The following is a 12,321-nucleotide window of genomic DNA, read 5'->3' as shown; positions in this document are numbered from 1 at the left end:
ATATATAAGTTCTATAATATAGATCTATCCCCCCTTCTATATACATAAAAAAGACATAGTTCTATAATCATGGAATAGTGATTATCCCCTTATAGAATCATGCCCTCCAGTTCTCTGGTCAGACCCTGTGTTGACTACTTACCTCGTGTCGAAAAAACTCACAAAAAAGAGTTATTTATTATATATTAAATAACTTAGATAGAAAATTCAAAAGACAATATGCACAATTGCATGAAAATTCTTTTATTCATTATTTTACAAACAAAAAAACTACCAAGGTTAACGTAATGCTAACCTTGGTAGTTTTTGTTTCCCCCTCATAAACGGAGACCAATCCTTCACAGATGGAAGTTTTACTTTATTTCCCTTGTGTTTTCTCCCAATCAGCTAAGAACTTCTCAATTCCTTGATCTGTTAACGGATGTTTCACTAATGCTCCAATTACATTTGCCGGAATTGTTGCGATGTGTGCACCGTTTAACGCTGCGTCTGTTACGTGAACGCTATGGCGTACAGATGCTGCAATAATTTCTGTTTTAATGTCATGAATTACAAAGATATCAGCGATTTGGCGAATTAAGTCCAAACCATTATGACCGATATCATCTAAACGACCTAAGAATGGAGATACGTACGTTGCGCCAGCACGTGCTGCAAGCAATGCTTGTACCGCAGAGAATACTAACGTAACGTTTGTACGAATTCCTAAATCAGAGAATGCTTTTACTGCTTTTAAGCCCTCTTTTGTCATTGGTACTTTTACAACAACGTTTGGAGCAATTTTTGCTAATTCTTTTCCTTCTTCAATCATTTTATCTGCTTCTAAACTAATTACTTCTGCACTTACAGGTCCTTCTACAACGCTGCAAATTTCACGAATACGTTCATGGAAATCTACGCCTTCTTTTGCTACAAGTGATGGATTTGTTGTTACACCTGCTAATACGCCTAAATCATTTGCCTCTTTAATTTCATCAATGTTTGCTGTATCAATAAAAAATTTCATTTGTTTTTCTTCCTTCCTAAATGTAAGTTTATATTTTATTTTTTCTTAATAAGCTCTAATTCAATCGGAATGAATTTTTCCACTTTTTTACCTTGGTTCACTTGTCTTGCTGTTTCCATCGCTTTCTCTCCGATTAATTCTGGTTTTTGCGCAACAGTTGCTGTCATACGTCCGTCATTAACCGCTTTCACAGCATCATCTGTGGCATCAAATCCAACAACAACCACATCTGTTTTCCCAGCAGATTTTAATGCTTCAAGTGCCCCTAATGCCATTTCATCGTTATGAGCAAATACTGCTTTTATATCGCTATTTGCTTGTAAAATATTTTCCATAACTGATAATCCTTTGGCACGATCGAAGTCTGCGGCTTGCTTCGCAACAACTTTTAGCCCCTTATCGGCAACTTTATGGAATCCTTTCCCACGCTCGCGAGCAGCGGATGATCCAGGAATCCCTTCTAACTCAGCAACATTTGCACCTTCACCAACAAGTTCACGAATGTAGTCACCGGCCATACTTCCGCCTTCTACATTATTTGACGCAATGTGTGAAACAACTTTTCCTGAGTTTGCAACGCGGTCTACTGTAATAACAGGGATATTTGCTGCATTAGCTGCACTTACTGCTGAAGCAACTGCATCTGAATCTGTTGGGTTAATGACAACTACATCAACGCCTTTTTGAATTAAGTCTTCAACATCATTCGTTTGCTTCGCTGCATCATTTTGTGCATCAACAGCAATTAACTCAATGCCACTATCTTTCGCCTTCTTTTCTGCCCCTTTTTTCAACGTGACGAAAAATGGATTGTTTAAAGTGGAGACAGAAAATCCAACTTTAATAGTTTTACTTCGACCTTTATCGCTAGAATCCTTTGCCCATTCTGGTGGTTCCATTGAACAACCAGCAGTGATTATCACTATGAGTGCAACGAGTACAAGTAACCATTTTTTCATGAATTGTCCCTCCATTATGCTTCTTTTCGACGATCAATTAATACAGCAAGTAAGATCACAAGTCCTTTTACAACTTGTTGGAAGAAAGAAGATACGCCTAATAAATTTAGACCGTTATTTAGTACACCGATAATCAGTACACCAATGAATGTGCCGACAATCCAACCTCTTCCACCAGAAAGACTTGTTCCTCCTAATACAACTGCAGCAATTGCATCTAATTCATAAGCAGAACCAGCAGTTGGCTGGGCAGAATCTAAACGTGATGTTAACACGATACCTGCAAGCGCTGCCAAAATTCCGGAAAGACCATAAATCATTACTTTTATTCTTGTTACATTAATACCTGATAATGCCGCTGCTTCTTCATTTCCACCAATTGCAAAGGTCCGACGACCAAACGTCGTTTTCTTTAAAATAAAGTACAATGCAGCAAAAGCCATCATCATCGTTACAGCCGGTACAGGAATACCAAGGAAGTAACCACGACCGAACATTTGAAACATTAAGTGATCACCAAGGCCAGTGATCGGACGTCCGTCCATATAAACAAGCGTCAGCCCACGAAAAATGGTCATTGTTGCTAATGTCGCAATAAATGGTGCCACTTTTCCCTTCGCAATGATGACACCGTTTATAATTCCCATTACAAGACCAGCCAATAATCCAACCGCCATTGCAAGGAACGGATCCACACCACTTGCCATCATTCCAGCAACAAGTGCACTTGATAATGCTAAGATAGAACCTACCGATAAGTCAATACCCCCAGTTAAAATAACGAAGGTCATTCCAAATGCAATGAGTGCATTAATAGATACTTGGCGTAAAATATTAAATAAATTTGGTATTTCAATAAATGCTGGATTTAATGCTGTAATAACTACAATAATCAGTACCAATCCAATTAAAGAACCTAGCTGCTGCAATATATTCCCCTTTTTAGCCATAACTTACTCTCCCCCTGTAGCTAATGCCATAATGGACTCCTGTGTTGCTTTATCTTTCTCTAAAATACCGCCTACTTTTCCTTCATGAATAACAAGGACACGATCGCTCATTCCTAAAACTTCTGGAAGTTCGGATGAAACCATAATAACTGCATCCCCCTGCTTTGTAAGCTTGTTCATAATAGAGTAAATTTCTTTTTTTGCTCCAACATCAACACCCCGTGTTGGTTCATCTAAAATTAACAGCTGCGGATGGATTCCTAGCCATTTTGCAATAACAATCTTTTGTTGATTTCCACCAGAAAGTGATTTGACGGCTTGTTCACCATTTGCCGCTTTTACATTGAGAAGCTTCATCATATCCTCTGTGAACTGTGCTTCTACTCCTTTATCCATCACACTACCTTTTGAGAGACTCTCTAGATTTGGCAATGCTAAATTTTCACGAATAGAAAAATCTAAGACAAGCCCTTCTGATTTTCGATCTTCTGTAATAAAGGCAATTCGTTGCCGTATTGCATCAATTGGGCTATCAATTTTCACTTCTTGCCCATTCATAAATATTTGGCCCGAATCTAACGGTTCATGTCCAAATATCGCCTTCATAATATCAGTACGGCCAGCTCCCATTAATCCAGCGACACCGAGAATTTCACCTTTTCTCACTTGAAACGAAATATTTTTAAACTTTCCTTTTTTCGTTCCGTTACGCATTTCAAAAATAACTTCACCGATCTTCGCATCGCGCTCCGGATAGCGCTCACCGATGCTGCGACCAACCATCATACTCACTACTTCATCAAATGATGTTTCTGGAATTAACCTCGTTCCAACATATTCCCCATCACGTAAAATCGTAATAGCATCACAAATAGAAAAGATTTCTTCCATGCGATGTGAAATGTAGACGAACGATACGCCTTCTTTACGTAATTTATTAATAACCGTAAAAAGTGTTTCAATTTCGCGGTCCGTTAAGGCTGCTGTCGGCTCGTCCATAATAATAACGCTCGCATTTGTCATTAAGGCCTTACCAATTTCAATAATTTGCTGCTGTCCAACTGATAATTCCCCAGCAAGCATAGCCCCTTTTACGTGAAGCCCAAGACTTGCTAATTGTTGCTGCGCTAACCCATTCATTTGCCGTGTACGTAAAATGCCTGTTTTGCCGTACATCAACTCTTTCCCAAGAAACATATTTTCAGCAACTGTTAAGTTCGGTAATATGTTCAGCTCTTGATGAATAAAAGCAATTCCGTATTCCTCAGCTTCTTTTGCGTTTTTAAATGTCCGGTCTTGCCCATCAATCGTGACTTGACCACTATCTTTCGTATATACACCCGTTAAAATTTTCATGAGCGTTGATTTTCCCGCTCCATTTTCCCCCATCAGTGCATGGACTTCTCCTGTTTCAATACTAAACTGTGCGTTTTTCAAAACAGGATTACCATTGAACGCTTTTGAAATATTTTGCATTTCAATACGCATTCTCATCACATCCCTTTATTAAAAAATCACGCCTGCATGTAAAATAACATTCGCATATGGCGTTGCTTCTCCCGTACGAATAACTACCTTGGCTTGTTTTGTACGTTCTTTAAACTGTTCATGTGATACATATTCAAAAGCAGCTTCTTTTAAACGTGCTTCGACTTCTCTGTTTACTTCTGCATTATTGATCGTAATCTCTCCTGCTAATGTTAGTTTTTCAACTGCCATGTCGTCTATCACAACTTGTAATACCTCTAGAAACGATGGTTTTCCAAGTTCTACCGCTAAATCAATTCGCTTTACACCATCTGGAATAGGTAAACCACAATCAGCAATCACAATTGTATCCGTATGTCCAAGGGAAGCAAGTACCGCAGCAATTTCACTATTTAATACACCATGCTTCTTCATCCAACAATCACCTGCACTTCTCTTACCTTTTCTCTTGTTGGCATACCACCTTGTGCCCCTAGCTTTGTTACAGAAAGACCGCCGGCAATGTTTGCAAAGCGGATTGCTTTTTGTAATGTCTCACCTTCGGAAAGCGCAACCGCTAATGCACCGTTAAAAGTATCACCTGCTCCTGTTGTATCCACTACTTCAACATCAATACTTGGTACATGAACAATCTCTGTACCATTATGGAAACGAACACCTTTCCCACCTTCTGTCATCAGTAATTTATTTGGATATTTCGCAAGTAACTCTTCAATTGGTGACGTAAAATCATCTAATACAATGCGGCATTCATGTTCATTCGGTGTAATATACGTCGCCTTTTCTAAAATATCTACTGGCAATACTTGTGCCGGAGCTGGATTTAACATAACCGGAATTTTGTGTTCTTCACAAATATCAAGAACGTATTCCACTGTTTCTAGCGGAATTTCAAGCTGAAGGACAACCATATCAGCTTTTACAAGAAGATCTTTCGCACGATCAACAATTTGTTCATTCACAAGACGATTTGCTCCTTGTACAACGACAATACTGTTGTCTTCTTCCGCTAAAACAATATGAGCAATTCCTGTCGTTCCATCTGTAACCGGTACCACACAGTCGATAAAAATACGTTCATTCTCTAAATTTTTTCTAACTAGCTTACCATAATCATCATTTCCTACAGCACCTACCATTGCCACATTTGCACCTAATCTAGCTGCGGCAACAGCTTGGTTTGCTCCTTTGCCTCCAGGCACTGTATGAAACGCTTCTCCAATCACTGTTTCTCCTGCTTTTGGTCGCTTTTTTGAAACAGCGACTAAATCCATTGAAATACTGCCGACTACTGCAATGTTTGGCATATATCTCATCTCCTTACTTCGTTGTATTTCGTTCTATAATTTCAATCGGTAAACGATAATGTTCGGTTTCTAATTGATTTCCTTCCATTTGCTCTAGCAATAATTCTGTTGCAATTCGTCCCATTTCATAAATAGGTTGTGCAACTGTTGTAAGAGATGGATACATCATTTCTGTTAAAGAAATACCATCAAATCCAATAATTTGTAAATCATCTGGAATGGAAATTCCTTTTTGTAATGCCGCTTTCACTACCCCAATGGCAATCAAATCATTTCCAGCTACAATGCCATCGATATGCGGATACTCTTCTAACAATTCCATTGCCACACGTTCGCTATCTGCTGGATCAAACGTACTTTCTGCAATCATATAAGAAAGCCCATATTGCGTAATAACATCTATAAAACCTTCAAAACGCTCATTTGCTGTACTCACATCGCGCGGTCCACGAATATGCGCAATATGTTGACACCCTTTTTCTAACAGTAACTTTGTTGCTTCTTGACTTCCCGCATAGTTATCTGCATATACCGTCGGAATACGTTCATTAAACATGCGGTCAATTGCCACAACTGGCACAGACAAGTTCATGTAATTCATACTATTTTGTGGGTTCGTAGCCACAATAAACCCATCAACATTATTTTGTCTGAGCACATCAATATATTGTTTCTCTTTCTCTAAACTTTCATCAGAATTACAAAGTACAACTGTGTATCCTTGCTTATGTGCTACATCCTCTACGGCACGTGCAACTTCTGGAAAGAATGGATTCACGATATTTGGAACAACCAAACCAATTAAGCGAGATTTTTTATTATATAAAGAACGTGCTACTGTACTAGGCTTATAATCCAACAGTTCAATTGCTCGTTCCACTTTTTTTAATGTATCTTCGTGAACATATCCGTTCTTATTTAACACCCTGGAAACGGTCGCAACAGATACTCCCGCTAATTTCGCAACATCTTTAATCGTACTCATTCTCTTCCCTCTCCATTTCATGTAACCGTTTACAGAAAATAATATAACTCATTTACAAAAATACGTCAATCATTTCTAACTAAAAAAGCTTACATGTTATACTCATAATAAAAAAGCATCGCTATATAGCGATGCTTTTTTATTATGAGTACGATACGTTTGTATCCTTTTCCTCTTCTGCTACAGCAGGCTCTTCTGCACCTTTTTTACGATCAGACAGTTTAATCTTCTGTAAGAAAATCGTAAATACAGCACCTACTACAATAAACACTAATCCTGTTAAGAATACAGTATGAAGTGAATCCACTAAAGAATTTTTCAAAATTGGTACGATGCTGTTAGAGAATGCTTCTGGCATTTGTTTTAATGCTTCTGGACTAAAGAGCATAGAATATAAACCTTGTGGGTCCGTATGAATCATATCTTTAAACTTCGTTACCATTTGTCCCGCTTCTTGTGGGAACGTATCCAATACAGGTACTAATTTGTTTGTTAATGTTGTACCTGAAGTATTATTCATAATAGAACCTAAAATCGTAATCCCAAATGTACCACCGATTTGACGGAAGAATTGACTAGATGATGTAACAACGCCAAGGTCTTTTTTCGGGAAGCTTTCTTGCAATGCTAATGTTAAAGTTGGCATAACAAGACCCATTCCTAAACCGATAACCATCATATAAGAAGTTGCGAGAAGCTTACTTGTATGCATATCCATTGTCGTTAGTAGCCAAAATCCACCGGCCATAATGAGCATACCTGTAATAATTTGTGGTTTCACACCAACCTTTAATACAAGCTGACCACCAATAATACTCATCACAATCATCGTAATCATCATTGGTGTCATAATTGTTCCAGATTCAGCCGCACTTACCCCAACAATTCCTTGCATAAAGAATGGTACGAACATAATTGCCCCAAACATTCCAATACTCATAAAAAAGCCGATTGCATTTAATAATGTAAATGTACGGTTTTTAAAGAAATGCATTGGTAAAATTGGTTCTTCCGCCTTTGTTTCAACAATGATGAAGCTTACTATACCAATGATAGCAAGTGCAAATAATCCAATGATTTGCCAAGAATCCCAAGCATAGTCTTTCCCGCCAAACGTTAATGCAAGTAATAAACTCACAACACCGAGAATCATCGTGAAAATACCAGCAAGATCAATTTTAATTGGACCTGTTTGTTTATGTCCTTTTAATCCCATTGCAATAAAGATTGTCGCCAAAATACCGACTGGTAAGTTGATATAGAATACCCATCTCCAGTTGACAGCATCCACAATCCAACCGCCCACTTGCGGTCCAATTACGGAAGCAAGACCATATAACGCTCCAAAGATCCCTTGCCATTTCGCACGTTCTTTACCTGTAAACATATCCCCGATAATAATCATCGCCATTGGCATCATAATACCGCCACCAAGACCTTGAATACCACGGAAAATAATTAACTCAGTCATACCGTTCGCCATACCGCAAAGTGCTGAACCAACCATAAAAATGATTAACCCTGTAATATATACGTTACGACGTCCTAATAAATCCGCTAACTTACCTGCAATTGGTACAACTGTCGTTGAGGTTAGCATATATGCTGTTGTTAACCATGTCATTAAGCTTAATCCGCCTAGTTCTCCAACAATACGAGGCATTGCTGTACCGACAATTGTTCCGTCTAATGCAGCAAATAACATCGCGATTACTAAACCGATTAACAACAGCTTTCTATTCTGATTTTCTTGTTGTTCCATGTAATCTCCTCAATTCTATTTAGTTTGTCTCTTTTTTCTCAGATTCCCCGCAAATAATTGCTTCTAACTTTTCAAATAAACGTAATAAATCTTCTCTCTCTTGTAATTCTAACTGTGAGAAATATTTTGCAATATGCTCATTACGAGCAGACATTGCCTCGTTTACTACATCTTTCCCCTTCTTCGTCAGCTCAATTACAACAACACGGCGATCCTCTTTGTCATGGTAGCGCAGTACCAACTCTTGATCGATTAACCGATCAATCATCACTGTAATTGCACTTGGTTTCACATACATTTTCTTTGCCAATTTTGTTGCTCTTGATGCACCGTAATGGTCTAAAATTTTTAAAATATAAAACTGCGGTGGTGTAAGTCCTGATGCTTGCATTTGTTCTAGTAGCTCCGTTTGCATTTTCTTTCCTATAGAGAATGTTAAAGCCTGAATTCTATCAATGTGAGTCATATCATTTGGCATGTTATCCACCTCTTATTTAAACAATGAAATATTTAACGTATTTAAATATTAAACCCTATAATTAATTCCGTCAACAATTATATTTCACGAAAACGTTTACATTTTTATCATAAAGTTGTATAATTTATGACGACATTAATAGTGAATGTCACGGAGAGTTAGCGTATACGGCTATGGAACATAGAAAGAGTGCCTTTCTGTATTTCATGGTCTTTTTTATTTTCCATGATATAAAATGTTTTCAATAAAACTTCTATAAAGATAAAATAAAATTTTACTTAGTGGGAACAAAAACTGAAGTAAAGAAATAAAATAGCTCCTAGCATTCAGATATATGCTAAGAGCTATTTTTTATTTATGTCTAGTGATATTGTCTTGCCAACTATAACAATCATTTCCCTTCTATTTACAACATTACCTTTATTAAAACATCTACTGAAACATTTTCACAGCAACAGCCAACAGCACCGAACTAGCAAATCCACCTAAACAAATCAAACTTACGCTCTGACTATATGATAAGTTTTGAAATCCTTTCATTTCTTTCTTCCTCCCATTCATTCCCTTTGATGATTTTATTGTATCAATGGAAGAAATTCTATAACATCGATTTTCCTAACAACTGTCTTACAATAATGTAAGGTTCCTTCCTCATCAAAAAAACAGACAGCATTTCTGCTGTCTGTTACTTTACGATCATCACCGGACATTTCACTCGTTTTGCTATTTTATGACTTACACTTCCAAGCACCATTTCTTGCAATGTATTTAATCCTCTGCTCCCCACTATAACAAGATCAATGTCTCCTGTATTTACATATTGCACAAGTGTATTTCCTGGATCACCATGCAAAATCGTAATCTTATAGGAGACCTCTTCTTGCTGTAATAAAGCTTCAATTTCTTTTAATCTATCTTTTCGACTAGCTGAGATTGTCTCTATATCTGTTTGTCCGTGTATAATATCTGATTTTGCCGTTCTATTGTCTACAACATATACAACTTCAACGTTTACTTCCTTACTAAATTTAGCAATATATGCGGTATGTTTTGCTGCACGTATTGCATGTTCTGACCCATCACATGCTAGTATAATTTGCTTGTACATATGCTGAAGCCCCTTTCATCATCATACTCGTATTATAATACAAAAAGAACCCTTTCGGTCCTCAGAAAAGGTGCTTCCTATTTAACGAACAGCTTGTTTCGCCAATTTTGTAACAAGCTCTGAACTACACTCATTTAATCCCGTTATCTTTACTTTTACACCATTTCGCTCATACTTCATCACAACTTTATCAACTGCGCCTACAGCTGAATCATCCCATACATGTGCATGTGTGAAGTTAATTTCTATTTCCTTTACATCTTCTTTAAACTGAAATGCATTTATGAATTCTGTAGTAGATGCAAAAAAGAGTTGTCCATGAATGGCATATACTTTTTTCTCACCAACATAAGAATGTTTCACGTGAATCTTTGCCATGTTGAATGCAAATAAAACCGCACTTATTACTGTACCAATCATAACACCAAGAGCTAGATTATGTGTAACAAGAACAATTGCAACTGTTACAATCATAACAAATGCATCGCCTTTCGGAACTTTATGAAGAGTAAATACAGAGTTCCAATCAAATGTCCCGATAGCAACCATAATCATAACTGCAACTAATGCTGCCATTGGGATATTGACAACATAGTCACCGAGAACGAAGAGCAATACAATTAAAAATCCACCTGCTACAAATGTTGATAAGCGACCACGACCACCGGATTTCATATTAATAATAGATTGTCCAATCATTGCACACCCTGCCATTCCACCAAAGAAACCAGCAACAATATTGGAAATTCCTTGTCCACGCGCCTCTTTATGCTTATTGCTAGGTGTATCTGTCATATCATCTAAAAGAGATACTGTTAATAGTGATTCTAGTAAACCTATAACAGCTAACATAATCGAATACGGTAAAATAATAGCTAATGTTTCTAATGTAAATGGCACATCTGGAATACTGAAAAACGGTAATTCAGTTGGTAAACTTCCCATATCACCAACTGTACGTAATTGAAAACCGCCTAGCAGCGCAATACTTGTCACGACAATAATAGCAATAAGTGTAGAAGGCACTGCTGTTGTAATACGTGGAAATAGATAAATGATTGCGAGTCCTAATGCTACTAACGCATACATCTGCCAGTTTGCACCTTGAAAGTGTGGCAATTGTGCTGTAAAAACTAAAATTCCTAACGAATTTACAAATCCACTCATAACAGAACGCGGAACAAATTTCATAAATGAACTTAGCTTTAACACTCCAAAGATAATTTGAACAACACCGGTTAAAATTGTTGTAGCAAACAAATACTGCAAGCCATAATCTTTTACAATTGTCACCATTAACAATGCCATCGCCCCTGTTGCAGCAGAAATCATTCCCGGCCTTCCGCCAACAAATGCAATTGTCACAGCAATACAAAAAGCAGCGTATAATCCAACCATTGGATCTACCCCTGCAATAACCGAAAAAGCAATTGCTTCAGGAATTAAAGCTAATGCGACGACAATACCTGATAACACATCCCCCTTCACATTGGAAAACCATTCAGTTTTTATAGTTTGTAACAAGATAACACTCCTCTACTTTTCTTATTTTTTGATTTTCTCCGTAAGAAAATCGGGCCGATTGCACGAGTGCTATTATATAACGAATGTCAGATTTTTTTCTATGAAAAACTTTCCCAAATACAAAAGACGCTGCATCATGCAACGTCTTTTCTCTTAATGTCCACCGTGTCCCCCACCACTTTCTTGAACAATCTCTAACTTCTCGTCAAGTATTCCTTGCGTTTCAAACGAGATATTCTCTGTATTTCCTAATAGGAAACCGTGGTTATATGGCCCGAGCGTTGGATCATCTTTAAATTTTGGTTGAATCGTAGCTAATAAATCATATACTGGCTGTGAAAACGGCGCTCCAGCAATTGCTAAATCGAGAGTTTCTGTTGAAACAAATGATACGCCGTGCCCTAGTTGGTTCTCTTTGTGAGTCGCTGGCCATATTGTTTGTGATGTTAATATTGCCATTTGAACGGTATCATTCGTATTTAACCTTGTTATATTTTTTAAACTTGTTGTTAATAAATCATTAGATGCTCCTGCATTCATTCCTTTCTGTGCCATCGCTCCATGATCCATCTTCATATCTTTCTGGTGCTCACTCTTCCTTTCTTTTGTATCTTCATTCTTTTTTTGTTCCGTACTCGCTTGCCCACACGCCGCAAGTCCAAGTGCAGCAACTATTGTCATACTCAAAAATTGAGCTGCTTTTTTCACTATACCGCCTCCATATTCGTCACGTTTAAGCCTATATACTTTACCG

Annotated in this window: 13 protein-coding genes; all 13 read right to left on the bottom strand. The window is 37.6% G+C overall.

The window, feature by feature from the left end; all coding sequences use genetic code 11:
* Positions 1 to 358: 358 nt before the first annotated feature.
* The 13 genes from fsa to AC1DIT_RS15045 all read right to left on the bottom strand — a co-directional run bounded on the left by fsa (position 359) and on the right by AC1DIT_RS15045 (position 12,275).
* On the bottom strand, positions 359 to 1,006 hold the full coding sequence (gene fsa, locus AC1DIT_RS15105) for a fructose-6-phosphate aldolase (protein ID WP_016113121.1): 648 nt from the start codon (positions 1,004 to 1,006) through the stop codon (positions 359 to 361).
* Between the two features lie 35 nt (positions 1,007 to 1,041).
* Entirely contained in the window at positions 1,042 to 1,965 is a 924-nt protein-coding gene (gene rbsB / locus AC1DIT_RS15100) for a ribose ABC transporter substrate-binding protein RbsB (RefSeq protein ID WP_016113120.1), read from the bottom strand.
* Positions 1,966 to 1,979: 14 nt separating this feature from the next.
* Positions 1,980 to 2,915, bottom strand: a complete 936-nt coding sequence (locus AC1DIT_RS15095; RefSeq protein WP_016113119.1) for an ABC transporter permease subunit — start codon at positions 2,913 to 2,915, stop codon at positions 1,980 to 1,982.
* Between the two features lie 3 nt (positions 2,916 to 2,918).
* The gene (locus AC1DIT_RS15090) at positions 2,919 to 4,403 is read right to left on the bottom strand and encodes a sugar ABC transporter ATP-binding protein (RefSeq protein WP_016113118.1); all 1,485 of its coding nucleotides are present in this window, start codon (positions 4,401 to 4,403) and stop codon (positions 2,919 to 2,921) included.
* An 18-nt stretch (positions 4,404 to 4,421) separates the two neighbouring features.
* The gene (gene rbsD, locus AC1DIT_RS15085) at positions 4,422 to 4,817 is read right to left on the bottom strand and encodes a D-ribose pyranase (RefSeq protein WP_016113117.1); all 396 of its coding nucleotides are present in this window, start codon (positions 4,815 to 4,817) and stop codon (positions 4,422 to 4,424) included.
* Entirely contained in the window at positions 4,814 to 5,710 is an 897-nt protein-coding gene (gene rbsK, locus AC1DIT_RS15080) for a ribokinase (RefSeq protein WP_016113116.1), read from the bottom strand. The genes rbsD and rbsK overlap by 4 nt, the downstream gene beginning before the upstream one ends.
* Positions 5,711 to 5,723: 13 nt before the next feature.
* On the bottom strand, positions 5,724 to 6,695 hold the full coding sequence (locus tag AC1DIT_RS15075; protein WP_016113115.1) for a LacI family DNA-binding transcriptional regulator: 972 nt from the start codon (positions 6,693 to 6,695) through the stop codon (positions 5,724 to 5,726).
* 142 nt (positions 6,696 to 6,837) lie between these two features.
* Positions 6,838 to 8,457, bottom strand: coding sequence for an MDR family MFS transporter (locus AC1DIT_RS15070; RefSeq protein WP_016113114.1), 1,620 nt, complete (start codon positions 8,455 to 8,457; stop codon positions 6,838 to 6,840).
* Between the two features lie 19 nt (positions 8,458 to 8,476).
* The gene (locus tag AC1DIT_RS15065; RefSeq protein ID WP_016113113.1) at positions 8,477 to 8,935 is read right to left on the bottom strand and encodes a MarR family winged helix-turn-helix transcriptional regulator; all 459 of its coding nucleotides are present in this window, start codon (positions 8,933 to 8,935) and stop codon (positions 8,477 to 8,479) included.
* Positions 8,936 to 9,367: 432 nt separating this feature from the next.
* Complete coding sequence (locus AC1DIT_RS15060) at positions 9,368 to 9,475, bottom strand: DUF4027 family protein (RefSeq protein ID WP_016113112.1); 108 nt, start codon at positions 9,473 to 9,475, stop codon at positions 9,368 to 9,370.
* Between the two features lie 145 nt (positions 9,476 to 9,620).
* Positions 9,621 to 10,043: a universal stress protein gene (locus AC1DIT_RS15055; RefSeq protein ID WP_016113111.1), complete on the bottom strand. Its 423-nt coding sequence runs from the start codon at positions 10,041 to 10,043 to the stop codon at positions 9,621 to 9,623.
* Positions 10,044 to 10,124: 81 nt separating this feature from the next.
* The gene (locus tag AC1DIT_RS15050; protein WP_016113110.1) at positions 10,125 to 11,567 is read right to left on the bottom strand and encodes a SulP family inorganic anion transporter; all 1,443 of its coding nucleotides are present in this window, start codon (positions 11,565 to 11,567) and stop codon (positions 10,125 to 10,127) included.
* 153 nt (positions 11,568 to 11,720) lie between these two features.
* Positions 11,721 to 12,275, bottom strand: coding sequence for a hypothetical protein (locus AC1DIT_RS15045; protein ID WP_016113109.1), 555 nt, complete (start codon positions 12,273 to 12,275; stop codon positions 11,721 to 11,723).
* Positions 12,276 to 12,321 lie beyond the last annotated feature (46 nt).

This window comes from Bacillus sp. 05T22 (genome assembly GCF_056396765.1).
This window is presented reverse-complemented; position numbering and strand designations above follow the sequence as displayed.

Bases quoted from the DNA above. Each gene is read 5' to 3' on its own strand.
- AC1DIT_RS15090 (WP_016113118.1), bottom strand. From the start codon at position 4,403: ATGCGTATTGAAATGCAAAATATTTCAAAAGCGTTCAATGGTAATCCT.
- AC1DIT_RS15070 (WP_016113114.1), bottom strand. From the start codon at position 8,457: ATGGAACAACAAGAAAATCAGAATAGAAAGCTGTTGTTAATCGGTTTA.
- AC1DIT_RS15075 (WP_016113115.1), bottom strand. From the start codon at position 6,695: ATGAGTACGATTAAAGATGTTGCGAAATTAGCGGGAGTATCTGTTGCG.
- fsa (WP_016113121.1), bottom strand. From the start codon at position 1,006: ATGAAATTTTTTATTGATACAGCAAACATTGATGAAATTAAAGAGGCA.
- AC1DIT_RS15065 (WP_016113113.1), bottom strand. From the start codon at position 8,935: ATGCCAAATGATATGACTCACATTGATAGAATTCAGGCTTTAACATTC.
- AC1DIT_RS15095 (WP_016113119.1), bottom strand. From the start codon at position 2,915: ATGGCTAAAAAGGGGAATATATTGCAGCAGCTAGGTTCTTTAATTGGA.
- rbsK (WP_016113116.1), bottom strand. From the start codon at position 5,710: ATGCCAAACATTGCAGTAGTCGGCAGTATTTCAATGGATTTAGTCGCT.
- AC1DIT_RS15060 (WP_016113112.1), bottom strand. From the start codon at position 9,475: ATGAAAGGATTTCAAAACTTATCATATAGTCAGAGCGTAAGTTTGATT.
- rbsB (WP_016113120.1), bottom strand. From the start codon at position 1,965: ATGAAAAAATGGTTACTTGTACTCGTTGCACTCATAGTGATAATCACT.
- AC1DIT_RS15055 (WP_016113111.1), bottom strand. From the start codon at position 10,043: ATGTACAAGCAAATTATACTAGCATGTGATGGGTCAGAACATGCAATA.
- rbsD (WP_016113117.1), bottom strand. From the start codon at position 4,817: ATGAAGAAGCATGGTGTATTAAATAGTGAAATTGCTGCGGTACTTGCT.